This window comes from Halochromatium roseum, assembly GCF_016653315.1.
Classification (GTDB): Bacteria; Pseudomonadota; Gammaproteobacteria; order Chromatiales; family Chromatiaceae; genus Lamprobacter; species Lamprobacter roseus.
This window is the reverse complement of the sequence record NZ_NHSH01000053.1, coordinates 1-16,352: the sequence shown is the minus strand read 5'-3', so window position 1 is coordinate 16,352 and position 16,352 is coordinate 1. Positions and strand designations below refer to the sequence as shown.

General features: G+C 60.1%; 15 protein-coding genes and 1 other RNA gene. 11 read left to right on the top strand and 5 right to left on the bottom strand.

All coding sequences use genetic code 11. From position 1 onward, the window contains the following. Nucleotides 1-11: 11 nt before the first annotated feature. The 8 genes from dsrK to CCR96_RS10260 all read left to right on the top strand — a co-directional run bounded on the left by dsrK (nucleotide 12) and on the right by CCR96_RS10260 (nucleotide 9,446). Nucleotides 12-1,544 carry a sulfate reduction electron transfer complex DsrMKJOP subunit DsrK gene (gene dsrK / locus CCR96_RS10295; protein ID WP_201220046.1) on the top strand — a complete coding sequence of 511 codons (1,533 nt, stop codon included), beginning with the start codon at nucleotides 12-14 and terminating at the stop codon, nucleotides 1,542-1,544. Nucleotides 1,545-1,679: 135 nt separating this feature from the next. Next, a complete protein-coding gene (locus CCR96_RS10290) occupies nucleotides 1,680-3,641 on the top strand; it encodes an NAD(P)-binding protein (RefSeq protein ID WP_201220045.1) in 1,962 nt (653 codons plus the stop codon). A gap of 28 nt (nucleotides 3,642-3,669) precedes the next feature. Beyond that, nucleotides 3,670-4,137: a sulfur reduction protein DsrJ gene (locus CCR96_RS10285; RefSeq protein WP_201220044.1), complete on the top strand. Its 468-nt coding sequence runs from the start codon at nucleotides 3,670-3,672 to the stop codon at nucleotides 4,135-4,137. 29 nt (nucleotides 4,138-4,166) lie between these two features. Next, the gene (dsrO, locus tag CCR96_RS10280; protein WP_201220043.1) at nucleotides 4,167-4,946 is read left to right on the top strand and encodes a sulfate reduction electron transfer complex DsrMKJOP subunit DsrO; all 780 of its coding nucleotides are present in this window, start codon (nucleotides 4,167-4,169) and stop codon (nucleotides 4,944-4,946) included. A 70-nt stretch (nucleotides 4,947-5,016) separates the two neighbouring features. Further along, nucleotides 5,017-6,249 (top strand): NrfD/PsrC family molybdoenzyme membrane anchor subunit, encoded by a 1,233-nt coding sequence (gene nrfD / locus CCR96_RS10275; protein ID WP_201220042.1) that lies wholly within the window; start codon nucleotides 5,017-5,019, stop codon nucleotides 6,247-6,249. 112 nt (nucleotides 6,250-6,361) lie between these two features. Beyond that, nucleotides 6,362-7,747 (top strand): cobyrinic acid a,c-diamide synthase CobB, encoded by a 1,386-nt coding sequence (locus CCR96_RS10270; protein ID WP_201220041.1) that lies wholly within the window; start codon nucleotides 6,362-6,364, stop codon nucleotides 7,745-7,747. A gap of 153 nt (nucleotides 7,748-7,900) precedes the next feature. Next, nucleotides 7,901-8,215, top strand: a complete 315-nt coding sequence (locus tag CCR96_RS10265) for a HesB/IscA family protein (RefSeq protein WP_200237708.1) — start codon at nucleotides 7,901-7,903, stop codon at nucleotides 8,213-8,215. 67 nt (nucleotides 8,216-8,282) lie between these two features. Then, complete coding sequence (locus CCR96_RS10260) at nucleotides 8,283-9,446, top strand: sulfur reduction protein DsrS (protein ID WP_201220040.1); 1,164 nt, start codon at nucleotides 8,283-8,285, stop codon at nucleotides 9,444-9,446. 62 nt (nucleotides 9,447-9,508) lie between these two features. Here the strand turns inward: CCR96_RS10260 and rpiA are convergent, their stop codons facing one another. After that, nucleotides 9,509-10,177, bottom strand: a complete 669-nt coding sequence (gene rpiA / locus CCR96_RS10255) for a ribose-5-phosphate isomerase RpiA (RefSeq protein ID WP_201220039.1) — start codon at nucleotides 10,175-10,177, stop codon at nucleotides 9,509-9,511. A 362-nt stretch (nucleotides 10,178-10,539) separates the two neighbouring features. Here rpiA and ilvA point away from each other — a divergent pair, with 362 nt between their 5' ends. Further along, nucleotides 10,540-12,069 (top strand): threonine ammonia-lyase, biosynthetic, encoded by a 1,530-nt coding sequence (gene ilvA, locus CCR96_RS10250; RefSeq protein WP_201220038.1) that lies wholly within the window; start codon nucleotides 10,540-10,542, stop codon nucleotides 12,067-12,069. An 82-nt stretch (nucleotides 12,070-12,151) separates the two neighbouring features. Here ilvA and CCR96_RS10245 read toward each other — a convergent pair whose 3' ends face one another. The 4 genes from CCR96_RS10245 to CCR96_RS10230 all read right to left on the bottom strand — a co-directional run bounded on the left by CCR96_RS10245 (nucleotide 12,152) and on the right by CCR96_RS10230 (nucleotide 13,535). Next, nucleotides 12,152-12,739, bottom strand: coding sequence for a 5-formyltetrahydrofolate cyclo-ligase (locus CCR96_RS10245; RefSeq protein ID WP_201220037.1), 588 nt, complete (start codon nucleotides 12,737-12,739; stop codon nucleotides 12,152-12,154). Nucleotides 12,740-12,764: 25 nt separating this feature from the next. Beyond that, nucleotides 12,765-12,950: non-coding RNA, 6S RNA (ssrS, locus tag CCR96_RS10240), on the bottom strand. A 13-nt stretch (nucleotides 12,951-12,963) separates the two neighbouring features. Beyond that, nucleotides 12,964-13,326: a cell division protein ZapA gene (locus CCR96_RS10235; protein ID WP_201220036.1), complete on the bottom strand. Its 363-nt coding sequence runs from the start codon at nucleotides 13,324-13,326 to the stop codon at nucleotides 12,964-12,966. Next, nucleotides 13,326-13,535: a TIGR02449 family protein gene (locus tag CCR96_RS10230; RefSeq protein ID WP_201220035.1), complete on the bottom strand. Its 210-nt coding sequence runs from the start codon at nucleotides 13,533-13,535 to the stop codon at nucleotides 13,326-13,328. Before CCR96_RS10230 ends, CCR96_RS10235 begins: the two co-directional genes overlap by 1 nt. Nucleotides 13,536-13,939: 404 nt before the next feature. Between CCR96_RS10230 and CCR96_RS10225 the strand changes: the two genes are divergently transcribed. Together CCR96_RS10225 and pepP are read left to right on the top strand one after the other, a co-directional pair. Next, nucleotides 13,940-14,809 carry a UPF0149 family protein gene (locus tag CCR96_RS10225; protein ID WP_201220034.1) on the top strand — a complete coding sequence of 290 codons (870 nt, stop codon included), beginning with the start codon at nucleotides 13,940-13,942 and terminating at the stop codon, nucleotides 14,807-14,809. After that, nucleotides 14,810-16,222 (top strand): Xaa-Pro aminopeptidase, encoded by a 1,413-nt coding sequence (gene pepP / locus CCR96_RS10220; protein WP_201220033.1) that lies wholly within the window; start codon nucleotides 14,810-14,812, stop codon nucleotides 16,220-16,222. The last annotated feature ends 130 nt before the right edge of the window (nucleotides 16,223-16,352 follow it).

The following is a 16,352-nucleotide window of genomic DNA, read 5'->3' as shown; positions in this document are numbered from 1 at the left end:
GAGGTTGAATCATGGCGAAGGCCGACTTCCAAGTCCCCGTACTCAAGCAGTACCCAGAGATCCCGGAGATCGAGCCGGGCGTCATGGCGCACTCGAGCCCGTTCAAATCTAAGCCACAATTTCAGGCTGAACTGGGCTTTCCAGGCGAACTGGTCGATGACTGGCAGAGCAAAGCGATCGACAAGATGGGCGATCTGCTCAGCCGCTATCGCTCGCTGCGGGTCTATCTAGACTCTTGCGTCAAATGCGGTTCATGCACCGATAAGTGCCATTACTATCTGGGCACTCACGATCCGAAAAACATGCCCGTTGGTCGCCAAGACCTGATGCGTAAGGTCTATCGTCGCCATTTCACCCTCGCGGGTCGGCTTTTCCCTAAATTGGTGGGCGCCGAAGAACTGACTGAAGAGGTGCTCGGCGATTGGTACAGCTATTTTCACCAGTGCTCGCAATGTCGACGCTGTTCGGTATTCTGTCCCTACGGGATCGATACCGCTGAGATCTCAATGGCCGCGCGCGAGATCATGGATCACATCGGCGTAGGCCAGAAGTACTGTAACGAGATCATCGGTAAGGTCTACAAGATCGGTAATAATCTGGGTCTGCCTGGGCCGGCCTTGGCGGATACGCTCGAGGGGCTGGAAGAAGACGTCTTTGACGATACCGGCGTTGAAGTTAAGTATCCCCTGGACCAGGAAGGTGCCGAGATCCTGCTGGTCACTCCTTCAGCGGATTTCTTCGCTGAGCCGCATGTCGATGGCCTGATCGGCTATGGCAAGGTCTTCCACGAGGCCGGCGTCAGCTGGACCCTCAGCAGCCATGCGTCAGAGGCCGCTAACTTCGGCATGTTTATCGGCTCCTACGAGAACATGCGCCGGGTAGCGCTGCGCATCCGCGAGGCGGCGTTGAAGCTCAAGGTCAAGCGCATCGTCTTTGGCGAGTGTGGTCATGCCTGGCGTGTGGCCTATAGCTTTCTGAATACGCTGGCTGGTCCTTGGGACTTCCTTGATCCCCGTTATCCAGTGCCACAGCACATCTGTGAGTTCACCTACGGGCTGATTCAAGAAGGCAAGCTGAATCTGGATAAGAGTCGCAATGACGACATGGTGCTGACCTACCATGATTCTTGCAATGTGGCGCGTGCCTCACGCATGGGTGATCGGCCTGGTGGCCAATTCGATATCCCACGCGCCATCATCCGTGCGACCTGCAACAATTTCTACGATATGGACGAGGATACCATCCGCGATCGCACCTTCTGCTGCGGTGGTGGTGGTGGCTTGCTGACTGACGACCTGATGGAGATCCGCGTCAAGGGCGCCCAGCCGCGTGTGGAGGCCTTGAACAATGTCATGCAGGAGAAAGGCGTCACTCACATGGCGGCGATCTGCGCCATTTGTAAGAGCCAATTCACTAAGGTGTTGCCTTATTACGGGATGGACCTGGATCAGATCGTGAGTGTCCATCAATTGGTTTCAAACGCGTTGGTATTGACCGGCGAAGAGACCGACGACGAAGACGAGGTTGCCGATGAGGCGGCCTGAGCAGGCATCGACCATGATCCTGCTAATGCATTGAGACTGTAGCTAATACGAGCTTCGGGTGCGACGCACGCATCCAGCGCCGGTGATCAACCAAGAGCCTCAGCTCGACTTCGACTCTTGTTAGGAGCGTTATCGATGGCAACTTCCACTGACGAAATGACCAAGCTTTCCTGGCGCCGCTTTGAGGATGGCGACAATGTTTGGGACAACCTGACCGAGCAAATCTTTGTTCAGGATACGTCTCATAAATGTCCCACCTATGTGCACAAAACGCCGCCTTGTCAAGGTAGCTGTCCATCGGGCGAGGATATCCGCGGCTGGCTGCAGATTGTGCGCGGCCTTGAGCAGCCACCGGAGGGCATGACCTGGCAGGAATATGCCTTCCGTCGCTCCACGGATGCGAATCCCTTCCCGTCGATGATGGGCCGTGTTTGCCCGGCTCCCTGTCAAGACGGTTGTAACCGCAATGAGGTTGAAGACTTCGTCGGTATCAATGCTGTGGAGCAGTTCATCGGCGACACCGCGACCGCCAATGGCTACAAGTTCGAGCCTGCTCCGGTCGATACCGGCAAGCGTGTGGCCATCATCGGCGGCGGGCCGGCTGGACTGGCTGCGGCCTACCAGCTGCGTCGCAAAGGCCATGCGGCGACGATCTTCGAGGCGAACCAGGAGCTGGGCGGGATGTTCCGCTACGGTATCCCAGGCTACCGCGTGCCGCGTGATGCACTCGACGCCGAGATCAATCGCATCCTCGATATGGGCCAGATCGAGCTGAAGATGGGCTCCAAGGTCGGTGTCGACGTGACCGTTGAGCAGCTCGAAAAGGACTACGATGCCATTCTCTGGGCCATCGGCTGTCAGTCGGGCCGCGGCCTGCCAGTCCCTGGCTGGGAAGGCACCCCGAACTGCGTTTCCGGTGTCGCCTTCCTGAAGGCCTTCAACGAGGGCCGCATGAAGGTGACTGCCGAGAAGGTGGTCTGTGTCGGTGGTGGTGATACCTCGATCGACGTCGTTTCGGTCGCGCGTCGCCTTGGACATATCACCAAAAGCGGCAAGAGTGATCTGCCCGAAACCGTCATCCACGACGGTTACGTTGCGCATGACACCGCGATGACGGCGGCTGCAGAGGGTGCTGAGGTGACCCTCACCTCGCTGTTCACCCGCGACAAGATGACGGCTTCCGAGCACGAGGTTCACGATGCCCTGCATGAAGGCGTCACCGTCCTCGACGGCGTGATGCCAGTCGAGGTGATCAAGAATGCCGAGGGACGGGCAATCGGACTCAAGGTTGCCGACTGCGAGATGAAGGATGGTCGCCCTTCGCCGGTGGAAGGCACTGAGCGGGTGCTTGATGCTGACCTCATCGTTGCCGCCATTGGTCAGGGCGGTGAGCTGACCGGTCTCGAAGACCTCGACAATGGCCGTGGTCTGATGAACAGTGACAAGTTCTACCAGGTGCCTGATAAGCCCGGCCATTTCGTCGCTGGCGACATCATTCGCCCGCATCTGCTGACGACAGCCATCGGCCAGGCCTGGATCGCCGTCGAGTCGATCAATGAATACGTCAATAAGGAGGAGCACAAGCGCCGTCCGAAGGTTGATGTGCATCACTTCGACCTGCTGGCCAAGCTCAACGAGGCGAAGCTGGCCCCAGAGCAGTTCAAGGTCGACGGCAGCAGTGATCTGCGTGGTACCTCAAGTGCCAATTATGCGATTCACAACTATGAGGATCGCTCAGGTGCTGAGGTCATCCCGCACGATGAACTCTACCTTGGCCATTTCCCCTATACCCCGCGTGTCCTGCGCCGAGAAGAGGTGCCAAGCTCCGAAGAGGTGCTCGGTCACTTCAAGGAGCGCGTGATTGGCTACTCCGAGGAAGATGCCGTCAATGAGGCCAAGCGCTGCATGAGCTGCGGGATGTGCTTTGAATGTGACAACTGCGTCATCTTCTGCCCGCAAGATGCTGTGTTCCGGGTCAACAAGTCCGAGAGCACCACTGGCCGTTATGTTGACACCGACTACGACAAGTGCATCGGCTGTCATATCTGCGCTGATGTCTGTCCGACCGGCTACATCAAGATGGGCCTCGGTGAATAAGCAATCCGCAACAGAGCAGGAGACGTCGATGGCAGAGGTCATGACCAAAGGCGTCCTCCTCGCGCTACTGGCTGCCGTACTCGGGGTAGGGTCGGCAGCCTACGCCGAGGAGGTCGGAGATTTCGTGCTGCCTAGCTCAAAGGCGGCGGCGCTGGAGAACTGCGTCGAACCGACCGAGTACATGCGGCGCAATCATTTCGAGCTGATCCGCCACCAACGCGATGAGACCGTCTATGGCGGTATTCGTGGCGACAGTCATGGCCTCTCCGGTTGTGTTGCATGCCATGTTGGCTATGACGACAGCGGTACGCCCATCGAGATCGATGCGGAAGGCCAATTCTGCCGCAGCTGCCACGCCTATGCGTCGGTCGAGATGAACTGCTTCGACTGCCATGCAACGGTTCCTCGGGGCGAAGCTTGGAACCATGAGGTTGCCGCGGCACACGCGCATTTGACTGGGTCCGCTGCAGCTAGACCAACGGCCGCCGAGCGATAGGCATTCAGCGAGGCGAGGCAATCGTTACGATGAACCACGAAACCGAATCGATGAACCAAGGTCGCCGGGACTTTCTCGGCGCCGCTGCTGGGGTGTCCGCCGCCGCGGTTGCGCCGGGGGTGTTCTTGCACACCCCGGTGGCCAACGCCGCTCCACGCACCGATCCTGTGACCGACATGCACCGCTGGGGACTATTGGTCGATACCAGCAAGTGCGCTGATGGCTGTACAGCCTGTGTCGACGCCTGTGATAGCGAAAATGGTTTGAACTTGCAGGCCAAGCCGCATGGCCAGGACGAGCTGAAATGGGAGAATCAGCGAGCTGTTTGGATTCGCAAGGTCAAGCTGCAGGATAACCTCACGGGTCATGTGACCAACCTGCCGCTGATGTGTCAGCACTGTGAGCATCCGCCTTGCGTCGATGTTTGCCCGACGGGGGCATCCTTCAAGCGAGCGGATGGCATCGTCATGGTCGACCGCCACACCTGCATCGGCTGCCGTTATTGCATGATGGCATGCCCTTATAAGGCGCGGTCGTTCATCCATGAGCAGGTTGATCATAAGCTGACCCGTGCTCCGCGCGGCAAGGGCTGCGTCGAGAGTTGTAATCTCTGCGCTCATCGGCTGGACAATGGCGATATCTCCACCGCCTGCGCCGAGGCCTGCTCCGCAGAGGGTCATCAGGCGCTGATCTTTGGTGACCTGAAAGATCCAATGGGTCCTTTGCGCAAGGCATTGGCCAAGACCCCAAGCCGGCAGATTCGCCAAGACCTCGGCCTTAATACTGGCGTTCGCTACGCCGGCATCTGACCTTTGCGCTGCAAGCCCCTGATCGCTGTTCAGGCTGTTGACGCCATCGCACCACGTTAGAGAAGTGAGCATGAAAAGAATCGTCTATCGGGAATGGCTGCTCCAACCCCAGCGCTACTGGGGCTTACTCGCAATCCTCGCCGCAGTGATCGCGATTGGCGGGCTGTCGGCGCTCTACATGGAGCACCATGGTCACTGGGTCACAGGTATGACGAACTCCGTGGTCTGGGGCGTCCCGCACGTGTTCGCGGTGTTCCTGATCATCTCCGCATCGGGTGCACTCAATGTGGCCTCGATTGGTACCGTGTTTGACAAGAAGGTCTACAAGCCGCTCGGGCGTCTGTCTGGGTTGTTGGCGGTGGCCTTACTGATCGGCGGGCTATTGGTGCTGGTGCTGGATCTGGGACGTCCCGACCGCTTGCTGGTCGCGATGACGACCTACAATTTCAGCTCGATCTTCGCCTGGAACATCTTTCTCTACTCTGGCTTTGCGGCGATCGTAATCGGCTATCTGTGGACCATGGCCGAGCGCAAGGGTCAATATCTGCAAAAGCCGGTGGGCACCTTTGCTTTCCTCTGGCGTCTGGCACTGACGACCGGTACGGGCTCGATCTTCGGCTTCCTGGTTGGCCGTGAGGCCTACGATACGGCGATCCTTGCGCCCTTATTTGTGGTGATGTCCTTTGCCTACGGGCTTGCGATCTACATGCTGGTGCTGTTTTATGCGTTTGATGCCGATGGTCGGCCCATCGGTCCAGCCATGCTCAAGCGACTTAAGAATCTGCTTGGGCTGTTTATTGCGGCCATCTTGTATTTCACTCTGATCTATCACCTCACCAAGCTCTACGGCGCCAAGAATGACGGCATCGAGACCTTCTTGCTGATCAGTGGTGGTCTCTACACGGGTCTGTTCTGGGTTGGCTGGATCTTGATTGGTGGATTGTTGCCGCTCGGAATCATCTATCACCCCGAACTGAGCCAGCGACGTGATTGGATCACCGCTGCCTGTGGCATGGTGATCGTTGGCGGGCTCGCTGCGATGTACGTCATCATTATCGGGAGCCAGGCCTATCCGCAGGAAATGTTCCCAGGCTACAACGTGATCCAGTTTGGCGCACCGGGTGATATCGGCGGGCAGGTCGCCCCCTACTCGCCGAGCTTCCCTGAACTCCTGCTCGGACTTGGGGGCGTCGGGATTGCATTGCTGATCACTGCTGTCGGTGTGCGGGTGCTGCAGTTTCTGCCCGAATCTCTCGCTGATCGCGACGTCGATCCGCATGCGAGCGCGCGCTCGCCAGCCTGACGATCCTCGTCATCAACCGCGGGCACCTCGCGTGGTGCCTGCCAGAGCCATGACATGTTTTGCATCGACCCCAGGCGCCATCACAATGCTAGCGTCGGGTGACTAACAAGCGATGGCCCATCTCTACCTGGCGGCAACGCAGAAGTCCTCCGGAAAGACGACACTGAGCATTGGCTTGATTCGGGAGTTATCGCGTCGCGGTCAATGTGTTCAGCCGTTCAAGAAGGGTCCCGACTATATCGATCCGCTATGGCTGGCCCGTGCCGCCGGTGGGCTGACCTGCCACAATCTCGACTATCACACCATGTCGGTCGACGAGATCCGAGGCGATTTCAGGCGTCTGCTCGAGGCCTCGACGATCGGCCTGATCGAGGGCAATGTCGGTCTCTTCGACAGTCCTAGCCTTGATGGTGCTGGCTCGAACGCGGAACTGGCGAAGTTGTTGCGCGCGCCGGTTTTGCTCGTCATCAACGCTCAGGGAATGGGACGTGGGATCGCGCCGCTACTCCTTGGCTACCAGGCGTTTGATCCCGATCTACAGATTGCAGGCGTTATCCTGAACAAGGTTGGTGGCGCCCGTCATGAGGCGAATCTGCACCGCGTCATCGAGCAGTACACCGATCTGCCGCTGCTGGGGTCGATCCCGCGCGATGCTGAGTTGGCGATTGAGGAGCGTCATCTCGGGTTGATTCCAAGCAACGAGGCCGAGGCGGTGGAGGCAACGATCGAATCGATTCGCCACGCGGTCGCCGATTGCGTCGATGTTGATCAGATCCTTGCCATCGCCGAAGACGCGCCAACTCCTGACTGGGAGGTCTTGCGGCCGGTCTGGCCGCAGCAGCGCGAGGGCAGTCGCAGTTCGGTGCGAATCGGCATCGCGCGGGATGAGGTGTTTGGCTTCTATTATCCTGATGACCTCGCCGCGCTTGAGCGCGCCGGGGCTGAGCTGGTGCCTTTTAGTCCGCTCGCTGATGCCAGTCTGCCGGCCGTGGATGGGCTTATTCTGGGGGGCGGGTTTCCAGAATCGCGGATGCGGGAGCTTGAGGCAAATCGCTCAATGCGCGAGTCGATTGCTGATTTCATCGCCGATGGCGGTGTGGCCTATGCGGAGTGTGGCGGCCTGATGTATCTCTGCGAGCGGCTGCACTGGGGTGCCGACTCGCGCCAGATGTGCGCAGTGCTCGACGCCGATGTCGCCATGCACGCTCGGCCTCAGGGGCGCGGGTACGTGCGTCTGCGTGAGACCGAGGCCTGCCCATGGCCGCGCCTGCCGACCGACGTCAGTGAGATCTGCGCGCATGAATTCCATCATTCCGCTATTGTTGCGCCCCGGGCAGAATGGCGCTTTGCCTTCGATGTTCTTCGCGGCACCGGCATCGATGGTGTGCATGACGGTATCATTCAGCGCAATCTGCTGGCGAGCTATGCGCATTTGCGCGATGTCGGTGGGGTCAATTGGACGCGGCGTTTCGTCGATCGCGTTCGGTCAGTGCTTTAGCGGGCACTGTCGCTGCAGCTCGGGCGGAGGTCGCCTTGCAACAATTGCGTCAGGCTGTCCCGCACGATGAGGATCAGTCTCTTGGCGCATCTGGTCAGGCGAGGCGGCCGAATCTGTGCCCGAGCCCTTGGCAACGAGATAGGATGAGGGTTTATGTTCAAACTAACGACGGCAGCTGCTGAACAGGTCTTGAAGGCAGCAAAAGAGGCTGGAACCGATGGCCTGTCGCTGCGTCTCGCTGCGACCCAGCAGGCCGATGGCAGCATCGACTACCGTATGGGCTTCGATGCCCCGACCGAAGAAGACATCCGCTTCCAGAGCGAGGGCGTTGACCTGGTGATGACGCCAGAGGATGTCCCGCTGCTGGATCAGACGGTGATGGACTTCGTCGAGCTCGAGCCTGGCAAGCCGCACTTCATCTTCATGAATCCGAAGGACCCAAATTACCAACCGCCGGCCGATGCCTGACAGCGTCCTTTGAGCGCTGAGCGTTACTAAGCGCAGCCTCTGAGTCTGGCTTCCAAGAGAGTGGTCGATGGAACTGTCGAGCGAGGATAATCTGCGGCTGAACGTGCTGATCGCGAATCGACCGCAGGCGATTCGGATCGATGAATCACGCCTCGTTGTCTACGGCCTCTCGGAACGTGGCGAGGCGAAGGTACCGCTGAATCCGACCGGCGCCGTCGATGCCTATCTGCGGGCGGTCAAGGAGCTGATCTCCGGTCACATCCTTGGCTCGCCGGGTGGCTATCCGGTTTATCTGCGGCGTTGGACGCGGATGGGTCAGATGCGTGATCAGAGTCTCGAGCAATTGTTGATGCTCGGGGAATCAGAGGCTGTCGTCGCGGCGGTTGGCTCACCCGGGCTCACTCCGGAGTTGGCGCGCCGCGCTTGGTGGGCGATGGAGGATGCCGAGAATGCCCGCCGTATGTTGCGCAACCCAACCATCGTCGCAAGCGAGATGGGACCGGTGCTGGCGGATTATCTGGTCGAGTACCTGCCGTTCGAGACCGAGCACGAGACGATGATGGAGTCGGTCCGGTTGGTGCTGCAGCCGGGTCTCCTGAGTGATGAGAAGATCCTCGAGCTGTGGAAGAAGTCGACGCGCAAGCAGGCCTATCTGGTCGGTTTTCTGCGTGCGCGGCCCGATGACCTCCCCGAGCAGTTGCAGCCGCGGGTCGATGCAGAACAGATCGCGGCAGCGCTGGCCGATGAACTCAGTGCTGGAAATGCCGTGGCCGGTCTCTTGGTTCGCGTCACCAGTGCCGGAGGACAGCGCTTTCTCAAGACCCTCTCGGCTGTGTTGGCCAAGCCGCCGAATCAAGATATCGTCAGCGCTGGCTTCGATCTGCTGCGCGGTTACTTCGCCGTCGTGCGTCCGGAGGGCGATCCGAATCTGAACATCGAGGCCCTGCTCACCGATGGTGAGGCCTTTGCTGGGCTTGGTAGTCATGCCCCGGAAGGCATGGCGATCGATGCGGCTGGGCCTGCGCCAATCACGGAACAGGTTCAGCGCATCCTCGAGCGACTTCCAGCCGCCGCCCCAGACCTCGCTGCGATGCGCGTGCTCTCCGGCGCTGGCTACGGTTTGATTCGCCCCTTGCTCCCCGATCCAACCACCCTCGGCAGCCTCATGCGCCGCAAGCTCACGCCAGCAATCGATCCGCTCCAGGCGCAGATTTCGCGGCTACTTGGCTAGGCCGGTGGTGCAGGTTCACGCAGATCTCGGCAAGCAGCGAAGGCTAGGGGATGGGCCGCGACTTAGGCGGTGATCGTCCGTGGCCCTTCGGCGGAACCGAGGATCAACACATCCGCGGGCCGCAGCGCAAAGATGCCGACGGTGACCACGCCGGCGATGTTGTTGATCTGTTGCTCGAGCTGCATCGGCTCCATGATCTGCAGGCCGCTGATGTCCAGGATCAGGTTGCCGTTGTCGGTGGTGAAACCCTCGCGCCAGACCGGATTGCCACCAAGCTTCACCAACTCGCGAGCGACGTAGCTGCGGGCCATCGGGATGACCTCAACCGGTAGCGGGAAGGCGCCCAGCACCGGTACCAGCTTGCTTTCATCGGCGATGCAGACGAAACGCTCGCTGGCAGCGGCGACGATCTTCTCGCGCGTCAGCGCGCCGCCGCCGCCTTTGATGAGCTGCAGCGATTTGTTCGACTCGTCCGCGCCATCGACATAGAGCGACAGGCCGCCGGTGGCATTGAGATCGAGCACCGGGATGCCGTGCGCCTTGAGCCGCTGGCTTGAGGCCTCCGAGCTGGAGACGGCGCCATCGATCTTGCCTTTGATGGTGGCGAGATAATTGATGAAATGATTGACCGTCGAGCCGGTGCCGACGCCGATGATGCCACCCTCGACATGGCTCAATGCGGCCTCTGCCGCTTGTTTCTTTAATTCGTCCTGGTGCTGTGCAGAGTCCATGGTCGATCCTCGAAAACGATGTGGTGATGGTGTGAGACAGCGTTTGCGGGCGGTTAAATTCGCCGCGCTGGCAGCGGTCTGCGCTAAGCCGGGCAGTATATCAAAGGCCTTTGGGCATCATCTGTCGTATCCTGAGGTATTTTGCCTTGGCCGTTACGCGGCGACCGCGCTCTCTACGGACCGCTCTAACGCAGATGGCGCGTCGCCGCCTTGGACGATGCAGCGCTTGTTTTTAAGGTAACGCTCGAGTTGTGGTGCCACCCCGGAAAATGAATCGCGAGCGATTCAGGTCAACGTCTATAGCGCATCGCCACTCTGGACGATGAAGCGCTTGTCTCACGGTAATCGTCACGGTAATCGTCATGCTCAACGCCTACATCGAGCGCATTCTCAAGGCTCGCGTCTACGACATCGCCATCGAGTCCCCGCTAACCCTAGCCAAAGGCCTATCGCGGCGTGTCGGTAACCAGGTCCTGCTCAAGCGCGAGGATCTGCAGCCGGTGTTCTCGTTCAAGCTGCGTGGCGCCTACAACAAGCTCCGGCATCTGCCGGCAGCCGTGCTCGAGCAGGGCGTGATCGCGGCCTCGGCCGGTAATCACGCGCAGGGCGTGTCGATGGGGGCCTCGCATCTGGGGGTGCAGGCCGTGATCGTGATGCCGAAGACGACGCCCGGCATCAAGGTCGATGCGGTGCGCAACTGGGGCGCGAAGGCGGTACTGCACGGTGATTCGTTCGATGAAGCCTATGCCTACGCGATGGCGTTGGCCGCTGAGCGCAGCCTGACCTTTCTGCATCCCTTTGATGATCCTGACGTCATCGCTGGCCAAGGCACCATCGGCATGGAGATCCTGCGCCAGCTTCCTGAGCCGCCGCACGCCATCTTCGTGCCGGTCGGCGGTGGCGGGCTCATTGCTGGGGTCGCGGCCTATGTGAAGGCGATCTATCCCGAGGTGAAGGTCATTGGTGTCGAGCCCGAGGATGCGCCGACGCTGCATGCGGCCCTTGCCGCCGATAAGCGCGTTGTTTTGCCTGAGGTTGGGCTGTTCGCCGACGGTGTGGCGGTCCGGCAGATCGGGCAGGAGACCTTTCGCATCGCGCGTGAGACGGTCGATGAGGTGGTGTTGGTCAGTACCGATGCCATCTGCGCCGCGATCAAGGATATCTACGACGATACCCGCGGTATCGCCGAGCCGGCCGGGGCGCTGGCGGTGGCTGGGCTCAAGCAGTATGTCGAACGCCTTGGGGTGCGTGATACGACCCTGGTCGCGATCGAAAGTGGCGCCAATATCAATTTCGATCGCTTGCGCCACGTCGCTGAGCGTGCCGAGCTCGGCGAGCGCCGCGAGGCCCTGTTCGCGGTTGAGATCCCGGAGCGGCCCGGCAGTTTTCTCGCCTTTTGCAAGGCCCTGGGTAAGCGTCAAATCACCGAGTTCAATTATCGCTACGCAGATCAGCAACAGGCGGTGGTGTTCGTCGGAGTCGAGCTTGGTGGTGGTCTTGCAGAGCGTCACGAGATGATCGAGCGCATCGAGAAGAAGGGCTTTGTCGTTACCGATATGAGCGATAACGAGACGGCGAAGCTGCATATCCGTTTCATGGTCGGCGGTCATGCGCCTGGTATCTGCGATGAGCGCCTGGTGCGGTTCGAGTTTCCGGAGCGGCCTGGTGCACTGCTCAACTTTTTGAGCGGGCTTGGTCGGCGCTGGAACATTAGCCTGTTCCATTATCGCAACCATGGTGCCGCCTATGGGCGAGTGCTGATGGGGCTTCAGGTGCCGGATGCCGAGGTGCCAGCGCTGACTGAGCTATTGACCGGTTTGGGTTATCCATTCTGGGACGAAAGTGAGAATCCGTCCTATCGGTTGTTTGCCGGCATCGAGCGCGGCGGCTGACTGCTCAGGGCGAGGGCAGACTGAGGCGTTTGCCGGAAAAGCGCTGAGCGAAAGTGCCGGATTTACGTTCGTCACCACCGCGTCAGCTTTGGCGCTGATAAAGTCTGCGTTCGGTGACCACCGCATCCATCGGCCGGTCCCAGGGCTCGGGCTCGATGCGATCAACGCGTTGACACTCATGCGCCACGCCGATCAACCGGGGTCGTTGCCAATGCTGCCGATGACCGAGGAAGGCGAGGCTGCGATCATAGAAACCGGCGCCCATGCCAATGCGATGGCACTGGGCGTCGAATCCAACCAGTGGCACCAAGATGAGATCCAGCCTCTGCGGTGTGAGGATCTTGCGGCCACGAGCGGCGGGTTCCAGGATGCCGAAACGATTACGCTTGAACTTGGAACGGCTATCGATGCGGACGAACCAGAGGCGACCGGGTGCATGTTGGCGCAGCACCGGCAGATACCAGCGGCGACGGCCTCGAAGCCGCGCGCGGATCGGTTGTGGGTCGAGCTCGCCGGCGATTGGCAGGTAGAGGGCGAGGCGCTTTGCGGCATGCAGGAGGCCGCTGCTGATGAGTCGCTGACAAACGGATTCGGCGTGATCGCGCTGCTCGCGCTGGCTCAGCGCAGAACGTGCACGACGCAGACGGCGGCGAAGCAAGGGATCAGTCACGATGGTCTAGCGGCAGAAAGGAGAGACACCTCCCACCTGTGCCGGTGCAGTCCTTCGTTCTTGAACCTGAGGGTTCAAGTGGGAACGCCACATCCGGCTTCAGGCTTTCCGCTCGGGGCGGACATGCACAACGGCCAGATTCTCAGCGTCCCCGGGGTACGAATTAGGCTCAAGAAAATACCCAGGCCGCTGCCGTACACTGCAGGAGATGTCTGAGATCGAGACTATACCTTATCGTTGGCAGCGTCTAGCCCGGAGGGTTCTGATGCGGGTGCATCCTCGGCGCGAGGCGGCGGTTCAATGGCATGAGACAAGCGTTCTTGGATCATCTGCAGTCGGTCGCGTTGCGCGCTGATCTCGTCGCGCTCGCGCATCAGGTCGTAGACTAGGTTGAGGGCAGCCATGACTGCGATGCGATCGGCGCCGATGATGCGGCCGTTCTGGCGCACCTCGCGCATGCGCTGATCGAGCAGTCGGGCGGAATCGATCAGGCCGTGATGCTCTTCGGGTCCGCAGGCGATCCGGTACTCTTTGTCTAGGATGCGGATCGTGACTGGCATGACGCGGCCATCGTCGGATGGGTTCATTACAATTGCTCCTCCATCGCCTTAAGACGTGCGACCATGGCCTCGATTCGGCTGCGTGCGAGCTCGGTCTTTTCGATTAGCTCGGCACGCTCGGCGACCAAGTGCTCTTGACTCGCTCGCAAGGAGGCGTTTTCCTCGCGAAGTTGTTCACACTTGCGGATCAGCGTCTCGACATGTTGCTCTAGTAGATTGATATCGAAGTCGGCCATGCCGAGCCCCCGCGGAAAAGCTTGCCGAGACTATAGAAGGGGACCAAGGTTGGGTCAAACAATGGCGTCGATATTGTCGTCAGCATGGTCGGTCAACCTGGCTCTGTCCAGGCTTCGATACAGGTTTCGCTTTGTCTGCAGCAACGATTGCCGCCGCTCATGGCGCGGGCCACCCTGGAAAATGAATCGCGTGAGATTCAGGCTAAGAAAGCGTCCATCAACTTCTTCCCGATTTTAAGGCCAGTGTTGACGGTTGAGCGATCATCGGTAAGTAGAAAATGGACAGCCCCTAAGCGCTTCACGAGGAAAAGCGCTGCATCGTCCTGGGTGGCGGTGCTGATGTAAGTGAGCCCAGTTCCGCTGCGGTCCCGATTGACGATGACGATGACGATGAGGATGTGTTCATGGCGTTTGCCGCCGCCCCAGATTACGACAGATTGTCCCAGCTACTCGCGGGTGTCGAATTAGCGCCAAGCCCAGCCGAGGCGCAAGGGATACTCTGTGGCCTGCTCGCCCTGCATCAGCCCGATCCGCTCGCGCGCTGGCAGGCGCAGCTCTTGGCGACTCCAGCTACAGAGTCAGACCCCAGCTCGGAATGGGTGCTGGAGCCGGCGATCGACGCTGACGCGGCTCCGGTTCCTATCGACCTGACCTTTCAGGGGCGACCAACCTCTGCAGCCGAGCAGGCCGAGGCTGAAGCTTGCTGCGATGACCCAAGCCATGATCATGCCGGCACCTATGCTCATGTTGGAGTTCATGCTGGCGACAACCCCTCCGGCGACCAACAGGCCTGCAATCACGACCATGCCCACGACCACGACCACGACCACGACCACGACCACGACCACGACCATGCTTGCGCTGATGCCGACGCCGATGAGCGGCGCGCGCTGTTAGAGCAGCTCGCGGCCTGGACGCAGTCGGCGATGGGTCCCAGCTCGTTGAGCTTCGATCTGCTCTTGCCGCCAGAAGATCGCCCCCTCCAAGAGCGTGCACATGCCGTACTGGATTGGGTGCGCGGCCTGCTGTTCGGTCTGGCGCTGGGTGGCTTGGATCGTGAACAACTGTTCGGCCAGGCCGCTGAGGCGGTTGATGATCTGGTCGAGCTGACGCGCATGGATCTTGATGCGGTCGTCGAAGGCGATGCCGATGAGCAGGCGCTGACCGAGATCGTCGAATTTCTCCGCGTCGCAGCCATGTTGATCCGCGAGGATAGGGCCAAGGCCTTGCTCGATGAACGCGACCGACAAGTTGCCGAGATGGGAATACATTAGATGCCGAATAGGGTTCAACCGACAGTTCAACCAACAGTTCAACCAACACCAGCGCGAGCCGCGGATCAGTCCAAACACCCCTATCGTGCGGCTGAGCTGAAACGCCGAAGGCGGGCATTGCTCAAGGCGCTGGGTGATGACAGCGTCCTGCTGTTACCAGCGGCGCCAGAGGTGATTCGCAATCGGGATGTGCATCATCCTTATCGGCAGTCCAGCGACCTGGCCTGGTTGACCGGCTTTCCGGAGCCCGAGGCGGTCGCCGTACTGGCGCCTAAGCGCAAGGATGGGGCCTTCGTGCTGTTCTGCCGTGCGCGTGATCCGGAGCGCGAGATCTGGGACGGCTTCCGCTATGGAGTCGAAGGCGCGCTTGAGCACTTTGGCGCCGATCAGGCGTTTCCGATCAGCGAGCTGGATGAGAAGCTGCCCGAGATCCTTGCTGATCGGCGCCGAGTGGTCTACCCGTTAGGGCTCGATGATGGCTTCGATCGGCGCGTGATCAGTTGGCTGCGCGCGGTGCGAGCGCTCGCGCGCAAGGGTATCAGCGCGCCGACCGAGCTGGTCAGTTCAGATCGATATTTACATGAGCGACGGCTGATCAAGTCGAGGTCGGAATTGCAGACGATGCGGCGTGCCGCGGACATCTCGGCGGCGGCGCATCGGCGCCTGATGCAGACCGCGCAACCGGGCTGCTCAGAGCAGCGCCTTGAGGCGACCTTCCTCGCCGCCTGCGCCGAGCAGGGCGCCCGTTTCCAGGCCTATCAGCCGATCGTTGGCAGTGGTGCCCACGCTTGCGTGCTGCACTATGTCGAGAATGCCGATGTGTTGCGCGACGGTGATCTGGTGTTGGTCGATGCCGGCTGCGAGCTGCATGGCTACGCCTCCGACATCACGCGCACCTTCCCGGCCAACGGCCGCTTCAGCCCCGCTCAGCGTCGTCTCTACGATCTGGTCCTCAAGGCTCAGCTGGCGGCCATCGCCAAGGTGCGTGCCGGCAACCATTGGAACCAGCCACACAAGGTGGCGCTCGAGGTGCTGACCCAGGGGCTGGTCGACCTCGGTTTGATCGATGCTGCTGGTGCGGACCTGAAGCAGCTGATCAAGGACGAGCGCTATAAGCCTTTCTTTATGCACAAGACTGGCCATTGGTTGGGAATGGATGTGCATGATGTCGGTCAGTACAAGCAAGACGGGCGTTGGCGTCGGTTCGAGCCGGGCATGGTGCTAACGGTTGAGCCTGGACTCTATATCGCCCCGGATGCCGAGGCGCCGGCCGAATACCGAGGCATCGGCATCCGCATCGAAGACGATGTGCTGGTGACCGATGGCGAGCCTGAGATCCTTTCGGCTAAGGTGCCCAAAGCGCCTGATGAGATCGAGGCGCTGATGGCAGCAGCGGCAACGCCTGTTGCTTAAGCTTTAGACTTGTGACTAAATAATATTTTTTTATTTTTCAGTAACCTGACGAGCATTCTTTCAGTAAGTTTTTTCAAAACAACAGCTTAACCTTGAAAAGTTATAATTCGACCCTAATAATAATTGAATG

Coding starts and splice junctions, on each gene's coding strand:
- CCR96_RS10270 (WP_201220041.1), top strand. CDS start 6,362: ATGGCCCATCTCTACCTGGCGGCAACGCAGAAGTCCTCCGGAAAGACG.
- dsrK (WP_201220046.1), top strand. CDS start 12: ATGGCGAAGGCCGACTTCCAAGTCCCCGTACTCAAGCAGTACCCAGAG.
- CCR96_RS10230 (WP_201220035.1), bottom strand. CDS start 13,535: ATGGCCGACTTCGATATCAATCTACTAGAGCAACATGTCGAGACGCTG.
- pepP (WP_201220033.1), top strand. CDS start 14,810: ATGCCGAATAGGGTTCAACCGACAGTTCAACCAACAGTTCAACCAACA.
- CCR96_RS10290 (WP_201220045.1), top strand. CDS start 1,680: ATGGCAACTTCCACTGACGAAATGACCAAGCTTTCCTGGCGCCGCTTT.
- CCR96_RS10235 (WP_201220036.1), bottom strand. CDS start 13,326: ATGAACCCATCCGACGATGGCCGCGTCATGCCAGTCACGATCCGCATC.
- dsrO (WP_201220043.1), top strand. CDS start 4,167: ATGAACCACGAAACCGAATCGATGAACCAAGGTCGCCGGGACTTTCTC.
- nrfD (WP_201220042.1), top strand. CDS start 5,017: ATGAAAAGAATCGTCTATCGGGAATGGCTGCTCCAACCCCAGCGCTAC.
- CCR96_RS10225 (WP_201220034.1), top strand. CDS start 13,940: ATGGCGTTTGCCGCCGCCCCAGATTACGACAGATTGTCCCAGCTACTC.
- CCR96_RS10285 (WP_201220044.1), top strand. CDS start 3,670: ATGGCAGAGGTCATGACCAAAGGCGTCCTCCTCGCGCTACTGGCTGCC.
- rpiA (WP_201220039.1), bottom strand. CDS start 10,177: ATGGACTCTGCACAGCACCAGGACGAATTAAAGAAACAAGCGGCAGAG.
- CCR96_RS10265 (WP_200237708.1), top strand. CDS start 7,901: ATGTTCAAACTAACGACGGCAGCTGCTGAACAGGTCTTGAAGGCAGCA.
- ilvA (WP_201220038.1), top strand. CDS start 10,540: ATGCTCAACGCCTACATCGAGCGCATTCTCAAGGCTCGCGTCTACGAC.
- CCR96_RS10260 (WP_201220040.1), top strand. CDS start 8,283: ATGGAACTGTCGAGCGAGGATAATCTGCGGCTGAACGTGCTGATCGCG.